A 20615-nucleotide genomic window follows, 5' to 3' on the forward strand; every position below is an offset into this window, starting at 1 on the left:
ATAAGGAGTTCCTGATGCTCCAGGCCTATCCTGTTTCTCTTTACGCGCCGGTTGTGGATGGACGCAGGGGAATCGGGTGGGGGTGGTAATAAAAAAAACAACCTGCCAAATCAGCAGGTTGTCCTCTCAAGTCGCAAACTTCTGAACGAAATTCGAACTTTTTTTCAACAAAAAAATCACAGAGGCAGTTATATATCAACACATTACAAGTATTTATCAGGGACCACCCCACCCGTCGGGATGCGTTGACCTTCATTGTTAACCGGGCGTGAATCCGGAATGGTTCGTGCTTTTGCAAATGTGCCAAACCGTGAGCGGACAAAAAATATGACAAAAAACTATATGTTGTGGACATTAACCTGATTTGTACGTATGAAAAGATAGCTTACTAGTTACCCATCAGTCGAAGCATTCTTTATTGGAATTTATTTTTTTCAGGATTTTGTCGGGTATCAAAAAAGTCTAATATAATAATTGAGTTCCCTTTAACCTTATAAAACATAATTACCTGCTTGATCAATGTAAATCCCCGAATCCCTTTATCTTGAACCTGTAGTGATCCAACCTCAGGAAACTCAGCCAAAATATCAAGAAAATCATATGTTTTTCTCACAAATGCCTGAACCACTTGATCTCCCCACTCAGCATGCAGATAATCTATAATCCGATCAAAACTATTGTCAGCCCGCTTTGACCACTCGATTTCTAAAGCCATTTCTTATGCTTCTTCTTCTGTTGATTGTAACTGATCAGATTAGCAGGGTCATTCGATTCCTCTTCTGCAAGCATTAAAACATTTTTCTGCTCCTTTGATAACTTATTGTACAATTGACCTTCCTTGCTTGTTGTCGATTTGATCATAAGATCATAAAATTTCATTAGGAGTGTCTCATTATCAATCTGATCAATCAGGCTGTGGAAATTACTTCTGATATCACTTATTTTCATTTGATTCTTTTCTATCAAAATTATAAAAAAACCATCAATGATTCAAATTGCAAATATGCCGATTATTGCATGGATAAGGAGTTCCTGATGCTCCAGGCCTATCCTGTTTCTCTTTACGCGCCGGTTGTGGACGGACTGTAGGGAAGCGGGTGGGGGTGGTTATAAAAAAGACAACCTGCCAAATCAGCAAGTTGTCTTATCATGTCGGGGTGAGAAGACTCGAACTTCCGACCCCTTGCACCCCATGCAAGTGCGCTAGCCAACTGCGCCACACCCCGAAACAAAACCGGGCTTTAACCCGGTCGCTAATGCGATGCAAAATTAATAAACTAATGGTTATCTGCAAATTTTTTATTTTCGGCAATGATTTTTAGCCGCGGGACATGAAATCCCTGTTATTGGGAATAATTACAGGTGCCCCGCTTCCCTTATAAGAAACGGTTCTCCGGCTGAATTTACCAGTGCAGCGGTTTTCAGTACCGGGAAACTGTAGGAGTTGAACAAACCGCACAGAATTGATGTTTGCACATATCACGATACTTGTTAATTTTGTGTTGCTTTTTGAGCGGGAAGGGCTGATCAGCCAAGGTCGGGCTGCTAATCTTTAAAGGACATTGTTTTCCGCCGAAAGGCAGAAAAGGAACATGTAATATCAAATGCACAATGGCCGGGAGTCAGGTGCTTCCCGTAATTGAATTAAGAACCATAAAAACTGAAATAATGAGCATGTTTAAAAAAATGGAGTTGTCTGATGAAAAAGCAGAGAAGAAACCTGAGGGTGAAGTTGAAAGGGTTAGGTGCCTGATAATCGGGTCGGGGCCTGCCGGCTACACGGCTGCAATATATGCTGCCAGGGCAAATCTCAACCCGGTGCTTTACGAGGGTTTGCAGCCCGGGGGACAGCTTACCACAACAACCGAGGTGGAGAATTATCCCGGTTACCCTGACGGTGTTACCGGCCCGGAAATGATGGAGGACCTCAAAAAGCAGGCGGCAAGATTTGGTACGGATGTCAGGTTCGGTATGGCAACGGCATCAGATCTTACATCTGCGCCTTTTAAGGTGACAATAGATGATTCAAAGGTCATTGAGGCCGATGCGCTGATCATTGCCACGGGTGCCACTGCGAAGTATCTCGGACTTGATTCTGAGAAGAAGTATATGGGTTCGGGTGTTTCGGCGTGCGCCACCTGTGACGGCTTTTTCTACAAGGGACAGGATGTGGCGGTAGTGGGAGGAGGCGATACTGCAGCTGAAGAGTCCCTTTACCTGTCGGGTATATGCCGGAAGGTTTACCTGATCGTCAGGAAGGACCATATGAGGGCGTCAAAGGTGATGCTGGAGAGGGTTACTGAGAAGGATAACATTGAAATTCTTTATGAGCATGTTACACAGGAGGTCGTGGGCGAAGACGGAGTAGTGACAGGTGTGGTGCTGAAAAACGGCAAGGGTGAAACTGTCAAAAAGGATATATCGGGCTTCTTCGTTGCTATAGGGCACAAGCCCAATTCTGAAATCTTCAGCGACTACCTCGAAACTGACGATACAGGGTATATAAAGACAATCCCCGGTACTCCAAAGACCAATATTGAAGGTGTTTTTGCATGCGGCGACGTGATGGACCCCCATTACAGGCAGGCGGTAACTGCTGCAGGCACTGGCTGCATGGCAGCTCTTGATGCAGAAAGATACCTTGGTACAAGAAAGTTCTGATTAGCGGTTAAAATTTCCTTGCCGGGTACCTGGTTTGACAATTGCAACAATATTATTTGGCCGGCGACTTTTTCTTCTTCCTTCTGCCAAATATTAGTTTTATCACCGGTGGGGTAATTAATATTGCAGCAGCCAGCAATAATGCCGGTATTGCTATTTCGTTCCCCTGGAGTCCGCCATAAGCAATGAATGCAAGTATGCCTGCAATGGTCCACTGCACTATCTTAATAATTGTGAAGATTATATCCTTCATCTGCAAGGTGTTATCAAATTACTATTTATTGGCCGTCAGGAGATTGCAGTTACAATCCTCTCACCGGCATACTTCCCTTCCTTCAGCTTTTTAGCCACTTCGCCAAAGGCTTTAATGGTATATTCAACATCATCAAGAGTGTGCACGGCTGTTGGTATAAGCCTTATCAGCAACACCCCCTTGGGTACGACAGGGTAACCTACAAGTGAACAGAAGATGCCGTAGTTCTCTCTCAGGTCAAATGCTATCTGTGTGCCTTCGGGTACGCTGCCTGACAGAAAAACCGGGGTCACGGGTGATTCGGTATTGCCGATGTTGAAACCGTTCTTTTTAAGTCCGTCCTGAAGGGCGTTTACCACATTCCAAAGCTTCTCCCTCAATGAGTGTTCTGTTTTCAGCAGCTCCAGCCTCTTGAGAGCTCCGATTACCATCGGCATCGGCAGTGATTTCGCAAATATCTGAGAGCGCATGTTGTAGCGAAGGTAGCTGATGACCATCTCACTGCCGGCTACGAATCCGCCGATGCCGGCCATCGCCTTGGCAAATGTGCCGAAATAGACATCAACCTCGTCCTGAACTCCCATATGTTCACCAACTCCGGCCCCGGTTCTGCCCATTGTGCCGAACCCGTGGGCATCATCAACAAGCAGCCGGAACGGGTATTTCTGCTTCAGTTTAACTATTTCGTCCAGCTTGCCCAGATCGCCTGACATGCCGAATACACCTTCGGTAATAACCAGGATGCCTCCTTTCTGTTTTTCAGCCAGCTTCACGGCTCTCTGAAGCTGTTTTTCAAAGTTCTCCATGTTGTTGTGCGGAAAAACGTACCTTTTACCGAAGTGAAGGCGCAATCCGTCAAGTATGCATGCATGCGATTCGGAATCATAGACGATAACATCATTGCGTCCAACCAGTGAATCGATAATAGATACCATCCCCTGGTAACCGTAGTTGAGAAGATAGGCGTCCTCTTTCCCTTCGAACTCTGCAAGCTGCCTCTCCAGTTCCTCATGCTCGTTGGTCTGTCCCGACATCATACGCGCGCCCATCGGGTATGCCATGCCATATTTTGCCGCGGCATCGGCATCGGCTTTTCGCACTTCGGGATGGTTTGCAAGTCCCAGATAATTGTTTAGGCTCCAGACGAGAACTTCCTTGCCCCTGAACTTCATCCTGGTGCCGATATCCCCTTCGAGTTTCGGGAAAGTAAAATATCCGTGGGCTTCTTTCATGTATTGCCCTATCGGACCCATGTTGCTCTTGATCTTATCAAATATGTCCACGATAATATTATTTTGAAGTTATCAGTTATTTACGGCAGCAGGTTCCTCAAATCCAGCAGCGCGCATCATTTACAAAATAAATGTTTTTTTTTTGCGTTTCATCAAAACTGATGACATTTATGGCAGAACATTTGTTGTATGAAAACAAATAATAATTAATGCAATATATGTCTGAAAAAAATATTACTTTTGCAGGTTCATGTTAAAAGCATGGCAGTGATCCGGTTCCGATTGCTTTTATACCGGACTGCAAACAGGATAAACTGAAACTCAATAATGGTATTTCAATTGCCCGTTAGCCGCATATTACTTCTTCTCACACTTTTTCTGGCAGCTTCATGCAGCCAGTATGAGAAACTCCTTAAGAGCGATGATTTTCAAAGGCAGATGGACGCTGCATATGAATATTATGAAGATGAGGACTGGGTAAGGGCTGCAACACTAATTGAGAGGGTGCTGCCAATTTATCAGGGCACAAGAAGGGCTCCGGAACTGAGCTTCATGCTTGCGAACTGTTACTACAGGCGGGGCGATTACATACTTGCCGGACACCACTTCGACAGGTTTGTAAGGGATTACCCCCAGGACGAGAATGCCCAGGAAGCAATGTTCATGCGGGCTTATTGTAACTACATGCTGTCGCCCCGGCCAAGTCTTGACCAGACCCCAACGCGGAGGGCGATCGACCAGTTCACACTGTTTATCAATCGTTACCCCGACAGCGATAAGGTTGCTGAGGCCCGGGATCTGATTGCAGAATTGAGGAACAAGCTGCTTGAAAAATCTTTTCTGAGCGCAAGGCTATACTATGACATGGGAGATTACCGTGCTGCAATTATTGCATTTAAGAACAGCCTAATTGATTTCCCTGAAACAAGGCACAGGGAGGAGATTATGTTTCTCATCCTGAAATCAAGTTTCCTGCTGGCCGATAATTCTGTGCCCGATAGGCAGCTTGAACGTTTCCAGAATACCGTTGATGAGTATTACGCTTTTATTGAAGAGTATCCCGACAGCCGTTACAGGAACGAGGCCGACGGTTTTTTGAGCAGCTCCCTCAGGGTGCTGGATAATTACCCTGCAAATGATTTGACACTGGATTATTAATAACAGATATGGATTACAAAAAGTCAAAATCTCCGGTCACTACTATTACCAGGGATCTTTCAGACCTTGATGGTGAAACCGGAAGTATTTATGAAGCAATTATGATCGTGGCCAAAAGGGCCAACCAGATCAGCGTCGAGATGAAGGATGAGCTCAGCCGTAAACTGGAGGAGTTTGCCTATTACACTGACAATCTGGAGGAGGTTTTTGAGAACCGTGAGCAGATAGAGATATCAAAGTTCTACGAGCGGCTTCCCAAATCATCCCTGCTTGCCCTTGAAGAGTACCTGCAGGGCGAGATCTACTACAGGAACCCGGCCAGGATGGAAGAATAACAAAACCCGTCTGTCATGCAGCTAAAGGGCAGGAAAATCATACTTGGCATTACAGGTAGCATTGCTGCATACAAGGCTGCATATCTTACCAGGCTTCTTGTAAGGGAGGGCGCTGAGGTCAAGGTAATAATTACCCCCCTGGGGAAGGAATTTATAACCCCCGTAACACTTGCCACGCTTTCGCGGAACACCGTTCTGTGCGATTTCTTCAATTATGATGACGGTTCCTGGAACTCACATGTCGACCTTGGCATGTGGGCAGACCTTTTCCTTGTTGCCCCGGCAAGCGCCAACACCATGGCTAAGATGGCCAGCGGCATCTGCGACAACCTGCTTCTTACCACTTATCTCTCATGCCGCTGCCCGGTGATGATAGCCCCGGCAATGGACCTCGACATGTTCGGGCATCCGGCAACCCTGCACAATATGAAGGTGTTGCTTGAAAGGGGTAATATTATAATAGAACCGGCAAGCGGTGAGCTGGCAAGCGGACTCACCGGCAAGGGAAGGATGGAGGAGCCGGAGAATATAATTAATAAACTGGTCTCATTTTTTACGGCAGCAGGAACAGGTGAGGGAAGTCCCGGTGAACCCGGCCGCCTCTCATCCATGAATGGCAGGAAGGTCCTGGTTACTGCAGGACCCACCCACGAACCGATTGACCCGGTCAGGTTTATAGGAAACCACTCCTCCGGCAAGATGGGGTTTGCCATAGCCGCCGAACTGGCAGGACGAGGTGCGGAAGTGGTGCTTGTTACCGGTCCGGTTGCCCTGGAGCTTATGCACAGCCGGGTAAAGGTTGTGAAGGTCAGTTCGGCCGCCGAAATGCACAACGAATGTACCAGGTGGTTTCCCGAATGCGATGCCTGCATCATGGCAGCCGCGGTGGCTGATTATACGCCGTTGCACACCCCGGAAACAAAGATCAAGCGTTCGGGCGAAAGCTATTCGATTGAGATGAAACCAACGGTTGACATACTTGCCGAACTGGGGAGGGCAAAGAAGAAAGGCCAGGTTCTGGCTGGCTTTGCCCTTGAGACAGACAATGAGATGGAGAATGCAAAAAAGAAACTGCATAACAAAAACCTCAATTTTATCGTTTTAAACTCATTAAAGGAGGAGGGAGCAGGGTTTCATGCCGACACCAACAAGGTAACCATAATCAATCCCGACGGTTCGGCTGTTGATTATGCACTTAAAGGCAAGCCCGAAGTTGCTGTTGATATTGTTAACCACTTATCAGGTCTGTTAAAATGAGAAAATTAGTTGCTTGTGTTATCCTTATTGCTGCATTTGCCGCCAATGCGGCCAGCCAGGAGTTAAGATGCAATGTGCAGGTGATCACCAACCAGATCCAGGGAACAAACAAACAGAAGTTCACCACTCTCCAGAGGGCCATATATGAGTTCATGAACAACCGCAACTGGACCAACCATGTGTACAGAAGTCATGAGCGTATCGAGGCCAACATTATGATCAACCTCACAGAGGAGATTTCGTCAGATGAGTTCAGGGGTACGATTCAGATACAGGCCCGCAGGCCGGTATATAATTCATCATACAATACCGTGCTGTTCAACTACATGGACAATAACCTGCACTTCAGGTATATCGAGCATGAGACCCTTGAGTTCAATTCATCCCAGCACCTGTCAAACCTCACCTCGATTCTTGCCTTCTATGCATATATCATTATAGGCCTGGATTACGACTCCTTTTCCCTTAACGGGGGAACCGAACTGTTTCGTGCGGCTGAGACAATTGTAAGCAATGCACAGAATGCCTCCGAACGTGGCTGGAAATCCTTCGAAAGCAACCGCAACAGGTACTGGCTGGCGCATAACCTCGTGGATGCCCGGTACGCCCCGGTGCGTGAGTTCATTTACAGGTATCACAGGCTGGGACTGGACCGGATGGCTGACCGTCCGGCCGAGGCACGGGCCGAAATAGCAGAAAGCCTTGAACTGCTGCAGAAGGTATTCCGTGAGAAGCCCGACCCTTTCATGCATATTCTACAGGTGATGTTCGATGCCAAGTCTGATGAACTGATCAATGTATTCTCGGAGACCAATCCCGAGGAGGCAAGAAGGGTAGTTACCGTGCTCAGGGAAGTCGACCCTTCAAACACACCCAAGTACCAGAGAATACAACAATAGCAGCAACTTCCCTCCCCGATATGTCCGGACAGTTTACCAGTGGCTGATTTCCTGTTTGCCGGTAGGGCGCAGCATACCCGTATGGATCCTTCCTGTTGATAACCGGTGGAAACTCTGTTGATTCTTCTGTGCCCGGAGCCCCGAAAATTTGTTTAAATTTGAAAGTTATCAAACATCGGCGCCTATGCTCCTGAAACTAGCAGTCAGCAATTATGCTCTGATTGACAGGCTTGATATAGATTTTCCGCGGGGACTTTCCATCATAACGGGAGAGACCGGTTCGGGCAAGTCAATCCTGCTGGGAGCCCTGGCCCTGATACTCGGGCAGCGTGCCGACACTTCGGTTTTGCAGGACAAGTCGGGTAAATGCATAGTCGAAGGTGAGTTTGATATCTCCAGGTACAGCCTTGAAGGGTTTTTTGAGCAAAACCTGCTCGATTACGATGATGTTTCGATAATCAGGCGTGAGATCAATGAATCGGGTAAGTCCAGGGCATTTGTAAATGACACCCCGGTTAACCTGACTGTTCTGAAGGAGCTGGGCGGGAGGCTTGTCGATATCCATTCCCAGCATCACAACCTGCTTCTTGCAGGCAGCGGGTTCCAGCTTGAAGTGATAGATGTTATCGCCGGCAACGCCGGGGTGCTGGAGGAATATAAAAGATGCTACAGGCTTTACAGGGAAGCACTTGATCATTATGACACCCTGCGCGAAAAGGCTGAAAAGGCAGGATCCGATCTTGACTATTACAATTTCCAGCTTGAACAGCTTAATGCTGCAAGGCTGGCAGAAGGTGAGCAGCAGGAGCTGGAGGAGGAGCTTCAGCTGTTGAATCATGCCGGCGAAATAAAGGAGGCGCTTGTCAGGGCCACATCGGGACTCGACGGCGATGATATCTCCATTCTTGCTGTGCTGGGGGATGTACGAAGCGGACTTTCACGTATAGAGCCCTTTTTCCCCAGGATATCCGAACTGTACAGCCGTCTGGAGAGCTCAGCCATAGAGCTGAAGGATATTTCCGATGAGCTGGCAAGGCTTGAGGCGGTCACCGGGTTTGATCCCGGCAGGGCGGGCCAGGTAAATGAGAGGCTTGACCTGATATACAGTTTACAGCAGAAACATCATGTATCTTCTGTAGAGGAGTTGATTGCCCTTCGTGATGAGCTCAGCCGCAAGGTTGAGGAGATAAACAATTACGAGTTCAGCATCGGTGAGGCAGAAAGGAAACTTGAAGAATGCCGTAATGAGCTTGCTTTGATCTCAGATAAGCTTTCAGAAACCAGGGTTTCTGCAATGCCTGCGCTTCAGGAACATATGGAGAGTCTGCTCAGGCGCCTGGGCATACCCAATGCCCGGTTCAGGGTCAGGCACAGCACCCTGGAGGATTTTTCTCCTTACGGAAAGGACCGTGTGGAGTTTCTTTTCAGCGCCAACCGGCAATCCCCGCCGATGGAACTGGGCAAGGTCGCTTCGGGAGGCGAGATGTCGAGGGTTATGCTCAGCCTGAAATCACTTATTGCGAAAAGCAGGTCCCTTCCCACCATTATCTTTGATGAGATAGATTCAGGGGTTTCAGGAGAGATTGCCGGCATGATGGGCAACATCATGAAGGAGATGTCGCTGAACATGCAGGTCGTGAATATCACCCACCTTCCCCAGATAGCCGGCAAGGGCGACCAGCAGTTCCTGGTCTACAAGGAAGATGTTGCAGATGCAACCCATACCCGCATACGCCTGCTGAACAGAGACGAACGCCTGCGTGAGATCGCAAGGATGCTCAGCAGCGACGGACTTACTGAGGCTGCCCTGACCAATGCCAGGGAGCTTCTGGGGCAGTGACCTTTTTAAACCTTATACACTCCGGTACAAAAAGGCCGTTTTAGAATGCATGCCTGTATTGCAGCCGGCCGGTCCCGCGAGGCAGGGCCAGCTGGAAGGCACAAACTGCAACCAGCCTGTCCCCCGGGCAGGGTCAGTTTGCCTGCAGTCAGAGGCTTTGGTCAGGATGCCGCGCCAGTAAGGGTCAGTTTGCAGGCAGAAGCTTCATCCTGTAGACCGCTCCGCTTTCCACCGCAGTCCTGGAGAAGGGATCGGGCCGGTATTCATCGTTAACGTACAGTTCTGTCTGGTCGCAATAGTGGTCGCTGGCCGGTATACCCGAGGCGCCTGTGGGAATTACCGTAAATGAGTTATCCCAGTTGGCAGTTGAATAGATATGCCGCTGCGACGCGCCGTGATTTACCACAAAGGGGTTGTTGAAATTATAGGAGTAGGGGCATACCGTGTGGAAGCTGCCTCCCGGACTGTAGGGTCCGCGGTTGATATTGAACACTATATCAAGAATGCGTTCCGATCCCATAGGGTGGTTCAGCGTGAATGTGTGTGCATCGCCCCATGCCCATCTTTCGACATTGGGGCCGTACCTGTGTTCAGCCTGTTCTATAGCTTCTATGAAGCTTTTTGTTACCAGGCCTGTGAATGTGCCGGGGCCGGAATCGGTTTTGGTGCCGGCAAACCATGCCGACTCTTCTGCATCCCAAACCCGGTCGACAATATTTCTTACCAGTATTTTGCTTCCCAGGAACTCTTCATAGAGCTCCTCGCCCATGTCTTCCCTAAGCAGGTTTTCAATGAACTTCATGTAGAATTTTTCGAATATGAGAGGTTCAGGCCTTGCTGCATCATACACCAGGTCCCAGTCCCTCAGCATCTCCATCGCCCTTCGTTCATTTATTGTGGGGTTGTCTGCTTTTTTAAGCTCATGGAGCAGTCCGGGCAAAATCTTTTCGGTCAGCATTGATTTTTTGTCACCCAGCATCGACTTGAAATCGTCTGGCGACAATCTTTCTTTCTCTGTCAGCATCTCAACGATCCTGTCATACCTGTTCGGGGGATCAAACCAGTGGCTGATATAGTAAGGGTAGTCGTCGCCAATGGTCCTGTTGTTGGCCGATGCCACGAATCCTTTAGGGGGATTGTAGGTATAGGGCAGCTCATCGAAAGGCACGAATCCCTTCCAGTCATATGTGTCATCTTCACCCGATACTATGAATATGCCGCTGCCATCCCTCAACGGTATCCCGGCTGCTGTCTGTATGCCTATGTTGCCATCCACATCGGCATAGTTGATGTTCTGGCTTACCGACAGGAACGTGGTGAGGGCCTCCCTGAACTCCTCCCAGTTCCCGGCGCGGTTGAGCATGTAGACACTGCGGACTTCATTGGAATATTCGTTGCCTGTCCATCTCATTGAAACAGCCTGATCTCCGAGGTTCTTGAAATCACTTATTACCGGCCCCCTGTGGGTGAAAAGCAATTCCTTGAAAACAGTATCCCTCTTACCGGTTATAAACATCTCGTTCCTGACCTCCATATCTCTCCATTCGCCCATGTATTTGTACTGGTGGGGATTGGACGGATTGACCGTCTCAAGGTAGAAGTCCACGTCATCAAGCATAACATTGGTCATCCCCCAGGCTATCCGTTCATTGTGTCCTGAGATTACAAAGGGCTGGCCGGGCAGGACAACACCTGTAACATTCACACTGCCTTCTGCCACATGGTGCATCTGGTACCATATGCCCGGCGTGAACAGTCCCAGGTGCATATCGTTTGCAAATACCGGACTTCCGGTCGTGCTTTTAGCGCCTGAAACGGCCCAGTTGTTGCTTGCGCTGAAAACTGCCACTCCAAGATCCTCCAGGACAGACGATCGCTCTCTCAGGGCTGATATGGCATCAGCGGCAACGTTTATCCTTTCGGGATGGACATAGCTTGTCTGCATGTCCAGGTCGGGAACGAGTTCCCTGAATTTTTCTTCATCAAGCCTGTCGCGCAATTTGTGAAGAACTGCCTCGGTCGACCAGCCCATATTGAGGTCCCATGCCATGTAGCCCACCAGGTTGATTGAATGAACTGGCTCCCAGGGTTCGGGACTGTAGCCCAGGATTGAGAATTCCGGCGGCAGATTTTTTGCATTATGGTTGATAAACTGGTTCACCCCGTCGGCAAAGGCCTCAAGTGCGTGCAGCACCTCGTCGCCGGTATTCTGCAATACCATACCGGACTTTTCTGTTATTCGCAATGATCTCATCAGCAGGTCGGTATTAACAAGGTCGGGTCCGAATATCTCCGTCAGCCTGCCGGTTGTTACCCTTCTCAGCAGGTCCATCTGCCACAGGCGGTCCTGCGCCATTACGTAGCCAACCGCACGGTAAAGGTCTTCTTCATTTTCTGCATATACTGAAGGTACGGCGTAAGCGTCGCGAATAACGGTAACCTCGCCGGTAAGGCCTTCTATGGCCACATCGGCATTGTAATCGGGAATAGCTTTCCTGGCAATGTTTCTCAGGAAAAAGAAGCCTGCAATGATAATGATGATAAGCAGAACTCCGGTAACTCCAAGTATTTTTTTCAATAGCTTCATGGCTTCATGTTTTCAGGATGGTGGGTTTGAGAGCTTCATTGGATGACAGTTAGTAAGCCTTAATTGTCAGCAAGGTAAAACCAAATAAAACAAATTTGCAAAAATTGTCAAAAAAAAGAGTCGATTAATTTCCAAATATTCCATTATTTCTTTTTCTTGCTATGTTTTTGCATTCATAATCAACCCAAAATAATACGATATGAAAACTCAGCTATGCCGTGCCCTGATCAGTGCAGCGGCCGCAATTGCCCTCTTTGCTCAACTGTCTGCTCCGGCGGCCTTTGCAGGGGAGGACCCCGGGAAAACCGGATGGACCTTCGGTGCATTACCTGCAGTTTCATACAATACCGACCTCGGTTTCCAGTATGGCGGATTGATCGACCTGTACTATTATGGTGATGGCTCCACCTACCCCAAATACATGCATAAGATCTATGCCGAGATTTCACGGTACACTAAGGGCAGCGGTGTTAACAGGATCTTTTATGACAGCGAATTCCTGGTACCCGGCATCAGGATGACTGCCGATCTGAGCTATTTTACCGAGAAGGCTCTCGATTTTTACGGGTTTAACGGCTATAATGCCAACTATTTTGCTTCGTGGGAAGATGATGACGACCCGGCATACCTCAGCCGGATGTTTTACCGCCATGAGCGGAACATGTTCCGGTTCACCGTCGATTTCCAGGGCCGGCTCTCAGGACGGGAGCTGCGGTGGATCGCCGGACTTGGGCTTATGAACACAGGCATTGACAGGGTCGACATTGACGCCCTGAACGAGGGAAGGGATGAGGATGAAAGACTTCCTGACATTCCCGGGATGTATGAGCATTATGTCAGGTGGGGAATAATATCTGAAGGGGAGAAAGAGGGCGGAACCACACACCATTTCAAGGCCGGCGTTATTTATGACACCAGGGATAACGAACCCAACCCGATGTCGGGAATGTGGAGTGAGGCAGTCATTTTTGCTGCACCGGGGTTCATGGGAAATGGCGATTTTGCCTATACCAGGGTTTCTCTCACCCACAGGCAATATTTCACATTGATACCAAGGGACCTTTCCCTCGCCTACAGGCTGAACTACCAGGGCACCCTGGGCGGGAATGTGCCGTTCTACATGCTGCCTTACATGATAAACTCCTTCTCGCTTTCATCGAACACCGACGGACTTGGCGGATCACGCACAGTGAGGGGCATGCTCCGTAACCGTGTAGTTGGTGAGGGGATGGTGTTCGGCAACCTCGAACTTAGATGGAAATTTTATCGCACAGTTCTTTTTAACCAGAACATATACCTCGCCCTGAATACGTTCATGGATGGGGGCCAGGTTGTTGCTGAGAGGAAGGTGGATCCTGTACCTCCTGATCAGCCCGGGCCGGAACCCATCCAGCCATTCACCGAATATTACACTGAAGGCAAGGAGGGTCTCCATCTTACCTATGGCGGTGGATTCAGGATTGCCATGAACGAGAACTTCATTGTAGCAATAGATTACGGCAGGCCGTTCGACAAACGTGATGGTAACGGGGGGCTTTATATCGGACTGAATTACCTTTTTTAAATTTATTCAGATCAAATAAAAGTCCATTTTAATCCTCCTTTTCAGATCATGTTGTATCTTTGCAGCTTGTCTTACAAAATAAAAAGCTATGGTTTGTAATCTTCTGCAAGGTAAAAAGGGTATTGTTTTCGGAGCCCTCAACGATAAGTCAATTGCATGGAAAGTAGCCGAAAAGGCCTTTGACCAGGGTGCTGAGTTTATTCTTTCGAATGCCCCGGCTGCTATTCGTTTCGGCGATACCGAAAAACTGGCCGAAAAGTGCAGAACTGTTGTAATTACCGCCGACGCAACCGATGTTGCCGATCTGGAGAAAGTTTTCTCAGGAGCAATGGAAAGGTATGGCAGGATCGACTTTGTACTGCATTCAATCGGAATGTCGCCCAATGTAAGGAAAGGCATCCCTTACGACGATATCAACTACGATTTTTACCAGAAGACCCTGGATATCTCTGCTCTCTCGTTCCACAAGATGCTGCAGGTTGCCCGGAGGCTCGATGCAATCAATGAGTGGGGCTCAGTGGTTGCACTTTCATATGTCGCTGCACAGCGTACACTCTACGGATATAACGATATGGCCGATGCCAAGGCGTTGATTGAATCGATAGCCAGGAGTTTCGGTTACATATATGGCAGGGATAAGAAGATCAGGGTAAACACCATCTCGCAGAGCCCGACCCTTACAACTGCTGGCAGCGGGGTTAAGGGATTTGATTCCCTGGTGGACTTTACCGAGAGGATGTCGCCACTTGGAAATGCAACTGCAGAGGAGTGTGCTGATTACTGCATAACGCTCTTTTCAGACCTTACCCGAAAGGTGACCATGCAGAACCTTTACCATGACGGTGGTTTCTCAAGCATGGGTATGAGCGCCAGGGCCATGCACCAGTACGACAAGAGCTTCAGGCCATGTGACTGAAACTACAAGTACAACCATAGAAATATCAATGGTATGATTATTCCAAGTCCGGCAAGCCAGGCACCCCTGCCGGTAATGCCGTTTTTGCCCCTGATGATGAAAAGTCCGGTAATTGCTATGATTATAAGACTGCCCGCGTAAATGTCGGCGAACCATGTCCACAGTCTGCGTGGTGTGTTGTAATGCAAAAAATTGATCTGGTTGAACACCGGCCGCTTCCTGATAATCTCCATGCTTCCACTGCCCTCTGCAATGTTGATGCTGACCGAGCCTCCCTCCACGAAAATGCGGAAGTTCTCGCCTGCAACCAGATGCGTCCTGTACGAAGCGGTAACATCCAGGTCTGCCAGTACGCCAAGAGCATAATCCCTGTCAATCTCTGACGCAGGAACAGTGACTTCCCGGGTGAATTCCTTTTCGGTTATAATGTAGTTGGGGTTCCAATCATGCCTGTGGTTGAGTGCTATACCCGACAATGCATAGATAATTGTCATTCCGAAAAAGAAATAACCAAGATCCCTGTGAAGTACCCTGTTAAGTTTTCGTAATCGCATAATAAAATGTTTCCGGGAAGTGGCTCTGGTAACATTCCGGCACCGGTATGTTGCAGCCACCTTTCCGGTTTCTGAAAATCACCTGTCCGGCAGCTACACCTTGCCTGCCACTCCTGCCGGTTACCTGTAGGCCCGGGTCCGGATTCTATTATCTGGTCTCGTAACCGGCGAGTGTGATATAGGTGCGGATATTTGCATCCAACCCCCTGGCCTTCATAGCCTCAATGGCTTCAAGTGTACTGGAACAGTCATGGTCATCATCTTCATCATGGCTGTGATCGTGAAGCTCGTCAATATTTGTTACTTCAGTAACCACTTCGCCTGACAATACCACCCACAATCCCTCCGACCCAGTGTCGAGCTGCCCGGTGAAATCTCCGAGCATGACCTGAACACTAAGGTCGGATCCGTCCTGCATTACCCTCATCTTGTCGCCGCTGTGCCTGCATACATGTGAAATAACACCTTCGATTTTGACTGTTTTGGTATCATAATCCAGCGGATTGGCAAGTAACTCTGAGATGCTTGCTTCGATAACCGGATTATCGGTAGCAGCCTGCCCCTTTTCACCTGTTCCTGATGTGCATGCGGCCATGACCATTATCACTGCCAGCATGAATGTTAATTTTCCTGTCATTTTTTGAGATTTGAATTTTGTCATGGCAAAAATACAATATTATCAGAAATAGTTTACAGGGTTGAATATAATAAGTTGGCAATCTTGCTCAGTGCTTTATGTCCCGGCTTAAGGGGGGCACATATTCATAAGGCATGATATGAAAAAACGTTTCACACGTCTTGCATATTTCTTAATTTATTTTGTTATTTACTTTTTCAGAAAACCAAACAGACTGATATGGCAACAATCCTGCTAGTTCTATTCTATGTCCTTACGCCGCTTGCAATTATTCAGCTATGCCGCAGCTACAAATGGGTAAATAAGATGGGCGCGGTGATAATTGCCTATCTGATCGGGTTGATACTGGGGAATGTCGGACTTCTCCCGCGTATTGAAACAAGCGCCGCGGTTCAGGATATGCTTACCACCCTTACAATTCCACTGGCAATACCGCTGCTCCTTTTTTCGACCGATATAAAGAAGTGGTTCTCTGTTGCCGGCAGGACCATGCTGTCGATGCTTTTCGCCTTTATTGGCGTGGTATCGACCGTGGTGGCAGGCTACTTCCTGTTCCGGAGCGACGGGGTTGCCGATATGTGGAAGGTGGCCGGAATGCTCGTGGGGGTATATACAGGAGGTACGCCGAACCTTGCTTCGATAAAACTTGCTCTTGATGTTGACGAGACCATTTATATAGTGACCCACACCTATGATCTTATTATAGGCGTGGTTTACCTGTTGTTCATGCTCTCGGTCGGGCAAAGGTTTTTCCTTACATTCCTGCCCGCCTATCGCCATACCGATCCGGAAACATCACGGATTGAAGATTTTGACGGGAAAGATCCATATAGCGGCATGCTCAGGAAGAAGACGCTTGTACCCCTGCTGAGGGCATTTGCCCTCTCGGTGCTGATATTCGGCATCGGGGGCGGGGTAAGCCTGGTACTGCCCGAGAGCGCGCAGATGGCCGTTGTGATACTCATTATTACCACCCTTGGCATACTCGCCTCCCTCATCCCGGCAATAAACCGTACAGAAAAAACCTTTGAGCTGGGTATGTACCTGATACTTGTATTCAGCATTGTGGTTGCCTCGATGGCCGACATTCACCGGTTTGCGGCGGCAAGCCCTTCAATACTGTTTTACGTGACCCTTGCGGTCTTCGGATCACTCCTGGTACAGGTGGTCCTGTCGAAAATATTCAGGGTTGATGCCGATACCGTAATGATAACCTCAACGGCCTTTATATGCTCGCCTCCCTTTGTGCCAGTCGTAGCTGCAGCATTGAAAAACAAGGAGATAATAGTCTCCGGCCTGACAGTTGGCATAATAGGATATGCCGTGGGCAACTACCTGGGTGTAGCGCTGGCATTGCTGCTGAGGGGCTTCTGACAGGGCGCCGAAAATACTGCAGCCGCCACCTGCTGCTGCCTGTCCGCCAGCCTGACCACCGTGGTTGCGGCCGGCGCAGCTTAGCCAGGCTATTTTTTCCCGGGCCTGCCTTCCTGCTGCCAGGTAAAATTTCCCCCGCTTTAATATTAATTTTTTAATTTCGTAGGTGATCAAGGCAATTATTGCCCGGAATTTAAACCGGTTTATCATGCTTCTAGTCAAAAACATCAAAAAGCTTGTTCAGGTTGAGGATGAGCCCCGCAAAAAGGTCGCCGGCAAAGAGATGTCGTCGCTGCCCGCGATAGATAATGCCTGGTTGCTTATCAACGGCAGCCTGATAGAGGACTTCGGCAAAATGGAGAACCTCCCGGTAAAGCTCAGGGACCTGACTTCCGCCGAAAGGCAAAAAGGAATTTCCGGGGCACAAGAAGGCAGAGATGCTTCCGAAGGAGGCAAGAAAGAAAATACCCCTTCCGGGGAAAAGAACGCAGGCAGCAATCGACCGGCCGGTGAAAAAGACAACCCCACGGCTGCTATAAGGGTTCTTGATGCCTCGGACAAGCTGGTGTTCCCGTCATTTTGCGACTCGCACACCCACCTGGTGTATGCCGGGAGCAGGGAGATCGAATATATAGATAAGATACGCGGCCTCTCATACGAGGAGATCGCAAAAAGGGGAGGTGGCATTCTCAACTCTGCCAAACTGCTGCAGCAGACTTCAGAAGATGAGCTCTACCGGCAGTCGCTCGAAAGGGTGAAGGAGATAATAAAGCTTGGCACAGGTGCGGTGGAGATCAAGAGCGGATACGGGCTCACAACGGCCGATGAGATAAAGATGCTGAAGGTGATAAGGCGGCTCAGGGATACCACCCCCATGACCATCCGATCCAGTTTCCTGGGGGCGCATGCCCTGCCGGCCGAATACAAAGGAAGGCGTGAGGAATATGTTGACCTGGTGGTGAATGAGATGATACCCATGGTGGCTGAAGAGGGGCTGGCCGATTATATAGATGTGTTTTGCGACCGCGGCTTTTTCAGCGTGCTGGATACGGAACGGATCCTTGAGGCGGGTAACAGGTATGGTTTAAGGGGCAAGATACATGCAAACGAGCTGGACTTTTCGGGGGGAATACAGGCCGGGGTCAGGTACAACGCCCTGTCGGTCGACCACCTGGAGTTTACCGGAGAGGATGAGATAGAGGCGCTGCTTGCAAGTGATACTATGCCGACGCTGCTACCCGGCGCCGCGTTCTTCCTGGGGATGGACTATCCACCGGCGCGCAGGATGATTGAGGCGGGACTGCCGGTGGCAATGGCATCGGACTACAATCCGGGCTCTTCCCCGTCAGGGAACATGAAGTTCATCATGTCGCTCGGCTGCATAAAGCTGAGAATGGTTCCGGAGGAGGTTATCAACGCGGTAACCATAAACGGGGCCCGTGCCATGGGGGTTGAAGGATCTGCCGGCTCGATTGCCCGGGGTAAAATGGCCAATATATATATTACCAAAAGCATTCCCGGATACGAATTCATGCCCTACGCCTACGGGAGCGACCTTATCGACACAGTGATACTGAACGGCGAGATTCAGGAGAGTTGACCTGCAACATAATTAAATATTACATATATCATTATTAAAACATTCAATGTATGAGACAACAGTTGATAGAGTGTGTTCCCAATTTCAGCGAAGGGAACGATATGGCCATAATAAGGCAGATCACAGACCGGATAGAATCGGTCGATGGTGTCCGGCTCCTGGATGTGGATCCGGGGAAAGCCACCAACCGTACGGTGGTGACCTTTGTGGGCCCTCCTGAAGAGGTTGTAGAGGCTGCCTTCAGGGCGGTTGAAAAGGCCTCTGAGCTGATCGACATGAGGCGCCACAAGGGAGCCCACCCGCGTTTCGGGGCAACCGACGTGTGTCCCCTGGTACCGGTATCGGGTATTACGATGGAGGAGACGGTTGAATATGCCAGGAAACTTGCTGAACGCATTGGAGAGGAGCTGGATATACCGGTCTATTGCTATGAAAATGCAGCATTTGATGAGAAAAGAAGGAACCTGGCATATTGCCGTTCGGGTGAGTATGAAGGCCTGGCCGATAAGCTCGGCAAGGATGAGTGGAAACCTGATTTCGGCAGGGCCAAGTTCAATGCCCGCTCCGGCGCCATTGCCGTAGGCGCCCGCGACTTCCTGGTTGCATATAACGTCAATCTCAATACCACGTCTACAAGGAGGGCCAATGCCATTGCCTTCGACGTGCGCGAAAAGGGGCGGGTCAGGCGACGGGGCAATCCTGTTACCGGCGAGATAGTAAAGGATGAAAAGGGGAACCAGGTAATGATCCCCGGGTCGCTCAGGGCAGTAAAAGGAATTGGCTGGTTCATCGAGGAGTTCGGGGTTGCGCAGGTGTCGCTCAACCTCACCAATATAAGCATTACGCCTGTGCATATAGCCTATGATGAGGTATTCAAAAAGGCGGAGGCCCGGGGGGTGAGGGTAACCGGTTCTGAGATAGTGGGACTTATCCCGCTGGGTGCAATGATTGATGCAGGTAAATACTTTCTGAAGAAGCAGAAGAGGTCGGTTGGTGTTTCCGAAAAAGAGCTGATCAAGATCGCGGTGAAGTCGATGGGGCTGGATGACCTTTACCCGTTCAAACCCGGGGAGAAGATCATCGAGTATGTGCTGGCAGGAAAGGAGCAGAAGAAGCTCGTTGATATGAGCCTGGCAGATTTTGCCGATGAGACCTCATCGGAATCGCCTGCCCCGGGAGGAGGATCTGTATCGGCAGCTATGGGCGCGCTGGGGGTTGCCCTTGGCACCATGGTGGCCAACCTTTCATCTCACAAGCGGGGCTGGGACGACCGGTGGGAAGAGTTTTCAGAATGGGCCGAAAAGGGCAGGGCCATCCAGGAGGAACTGATATTCCTGGTTGACGAAGATACCCGGTCGTTCAATGCCATTATGGATGCCTACTCCCTGCCGAAAAAAACGGCTGAGGAGAAGGGGGCACGGACCAAAGCGATAGAGGATGCTACCCGGTATGCGGCCGAGGTGCCTCTACGCATTATGCAGACTTCGTTAAAGGCATTCGGACTTCTGAAGGCCATGGTTGAGACAGGTAATCCAAACTCGGTTACCGATGCGGGGGTTGGGGCGCTGGCGGTGCGCTCCTGCGTGCTCGGAGCGTCGCTTAACGTGCTGATAAATGTTTCAGGGCTGGATGACAGCGATTTTGCAGGCAGGATCGTTGCAGAAGCAGGTGAGCTTGAGAAGGAAGCAACCAGGCTTGAGGCGGAGATACTGGAAATGGTGAGGCAGCGTATCGGATAGCCTGCCCGG

General features: G+C 49.3%; 18 protein-coding genes and 1 tRNA gene. 11 read left to right on the top strand and 8 right to left on the bottom strand.

Translation table 11 applies throughout. The annotated features are described in order from the left end of the window. Positions 1 to 415: 415 nt before the first annotated feature. The 3 genes from EA408_03460 to EA408_03470 form a co-directional block, all read right to left on the bottom strand. Positions 416 to 715 (bottom strand): type II toxin-antitoxin system RelE/ParE family toxin, encoded by a 300-nt coding sequence (locus tag EA408_03460; protein TVR74035.1) that lies wholly within the window; start codon positions 713 to 715, stop codon positions 416 to 418. Then, positions 706 to 948, bottom strand: coding sequence for a hypothetical protein (locus EA408_03465; protein ID TVR74036.1), 243 nt, complete (start codon positions 946 to 948; stop codon positions 706 to 708). Before EA408_03465 ends, EA408_03460 begins: the two co-directional genes overlap by 10 nt. A gap of 204 nt (positions 949 to 1152) precedes the next feature. Further along, a tRNA-Pro gene (locus tag EA408_03470) sits at positions 1153 to 1226 on the bottom strand. 442 nt (positions 1227 to 1668) lie between these two features. On the opposite strand from EA408_03470, the gene trxB reads away from it, so the two are divergent. Beyond that, positions 1669 to 2661, top strand: coding sequence for a thioredoxin-disulfide reductase (gene trxB, locus EA408_03475; GenBank protein ID TVR74054.1), 993 nt, complete (start codon positions 1669 to 1671; stop codon positions 2659 to 2661). A gap of 52 nt (positions 2662 to 2713) precedes the next feature. Here the strand turns inward: trxB and EA408_03480 are convergent, their stop codons facing one another. Further along, positions 2714 to 2914, bottom strand: coding sequence for a hypothetical protein (locus tag EA408_03480; GenBank protein ID TVR74037.1), 201 nt, complete (start codon positions 2912 to 2914; stop codon positions 2714 to 2716). A 35-nt stretch (positions 2915 to 2949) separates the two neighbouring features. Then, on the bottom strand, positions 2950 to 4197 hold the full coding sequence (locus EA408_03485; GenBank protein ID TVR74038.1) for a pyridoxal phosphate-dependent aminotransferase family protein: 1248 nt from the start codon (positions 4195 to 4197) through the stop codon (positions 2950 to 2952). Between the two features lie 276 nt (positions 4198 to 4473). On the opposite strand from EA408_03485, the gene bamD reads away from it, so the two are divergent. The 5 genes from bamD (at position 4474) to recN (ending at position 9635) form a co-directional block, all read left to right on the top strand. Beyond that, positions 4474 to 5304 carry an outer membrane protein assembly factor BamD gene (bamD, locus tag EA408_03490; GenBank protein TVR74039.1) on the top strand — a complete coding sequence of 277 codons (831 nt, stop codon included), beginning with the start codon at positions 4474 to 4476 and terminating at the stop codon, positions 5302 to 5304. Positions 5305 to 5312: 8 nt separating this feature from the next. Further along, entirely contained in the window at positions 5313 to 5639 is a 327-nt protein-coding gene (locus EA408_03495; GenBank protein TVR74040.1) for an RNA polymerase Rpb6, read from the top strand. Positions 5640 to 5654: 15 nt separating this feature from the next. Then, positions 5655 to 6896: a bifunctional phosphopantothenoylcysteine decarboxylase/phosphopantothenate--cysteine ligase CoaBC gene (gene coaBC / locus EA408_03500; GenBank protein TVR74041.1), complete on the top strand. Its 1242-nt coding sequence runs from the start codon at positions 5655 to 5657 to the stop codon at positions 6894 to 6896. Then, positions 6893 to 7795 carry a DUF4835 family protein gene (locus EA408_03505; protein ID TVR74042.1) on the top strand — a complete coding sequence of 301 codons (903 nt, stop codon included), beginning with the start codon at positions 6893 to 6895 and terminating at the stop codon, positions 7793 to 7795. The genes coaBC and EA408_03505 overlap by 4 nt, the downstream gene beginning before the upstream one ends. A gap of 148 nt (positions 7796 to 7943) precedes the next feature. Further along, positions 7944 to 9635 carry a DNA repair protein RecN gene (gene recN / locus EA408_03510; protein TVR74043.1) on the top strand — a complete coding sequence of 564 codons (1692 nt, stop codon included), beginning with the start codon at positions 7944 to 7946 and terminating at the stop codon, positions 9633 to 9635. Positions 9636 to 9819: 184 nt separating this feature from the next. Here recN and EA408_03515 read toward each other — a convergent pair whose 3' ends face one another. After that, positions 9820 to 12222: a penicillin acylase family protein gene (locus EA408_03515; GenBank protein TVR74044.1), complete on the bottom strand. Its 2403-nt coding sequence runs from the start codon at positions 12220 to 12222 to the stop codon at positions 9820 to 9822. A 199-nt stretch (positions 12223 to 12421) separates the two neighbouring features. Here EA408_03515 and EA408_03520 point away from each other — a divergent pair, with 199 nt between their 5' ends. Further along, positions 12422 to 13786, top strand: a complete 1365-nt coding sequence (locus EA408_03520) for a hypothetical protein (GenBank protein TVR74045.1) — start codon at positions 12422 to 12424, stop codon at positions 13784 to 13786. An 88-nt stretch (positions 13787 to 13874) separates the two neighbouring features. Further along, complete coding sequence (locus EA408_03525) at positions 13875 to 14702, top strand: enoyl-ACP reductase (protein ID TVR74046.1); 828 nt, start codon at positions 13875 to 13877, stop codon at positions 14700 to 14702. Between the two features lie 2 nt (positions 14703 to 14704). On the opposite strand, the gene EA408_03530 is transcribed toward EA408_03525, so the two are convergent. After that, a complete protein-coding gene (locus EA408_03530) occupies positions 14705 to 15256 on the bottom strand; it encodes a hypothetical protein (GenBank protein TVR74047.1) in 552 nt (183 codons plus the stop codon). A 148-nt stretch (positions 15257 to 15404) separates the two neighbouring features. Beyond that, complete coding sequence (locus tag EA408_03535; GenBank protein TVR74048.1) at positions 15405 to 15917, bottom strand: DUF4920 domain-containing protein; 513 nt, start codon at positions 15915 to 15917, stop codon at positions 15405 to 15407. Between the two features lie 195 nt (positions 15918 to 16112). Between EA408_03535 and EA408_03540 the strand changes: the two genes are divergently transcribed. The 3 genes from EA408_03540 (at position 16113) to ftcD (ending at position 20606) form a co-directional block, all read left to right on the top strand. Further along, positions 16113 to 17267 carry a DUF819 family protein gene (locus EA408_03540; GenBank protein ID TVR74049.1) on the top strand — a complete coding sequence of 385 codons (1155 nt, stop codon included), beginning with the start codon at positions 16113 to 16115 and terminating at the stop codon, positions 17265 to 17267. A 355-nt stretch (positions 17268 to 17622) separates the two neighbouring features. Further along, entirely contained in the window at positions 17623 to 18867 is a 1245-nt protein-coding gene (locus EA408_03545; GenBank protein ID TVR74055.1) for an imidazolonepropionase, read from the top strand. A 50-nt stretch (positions 18868 to 18917) separates the two neighbouring features. Then, positions 18918 to 20606: a glutamate formimidoyltransferase gene (ftcD, locus tag EA408_03550; GenBank protein ID TVR74050.1), complete on the top strand. Its 1689-nt coding sequence runs from the start codon at positions 18918 to 18920 to the stop codon at positions 20604 to 20606. The last annotated feature ends 9 nt before the right edge of the window (positions 20607 to 20615 follow it).

The sequence above is a fragment of the Marinilabiliales bacterium genome (genome assembly GCA_007695015.1).
Lineage (GTDB): Bacteria > Bacteroidota > Bacteroidia > Bacteroidales > PUMT01 > PXAP01.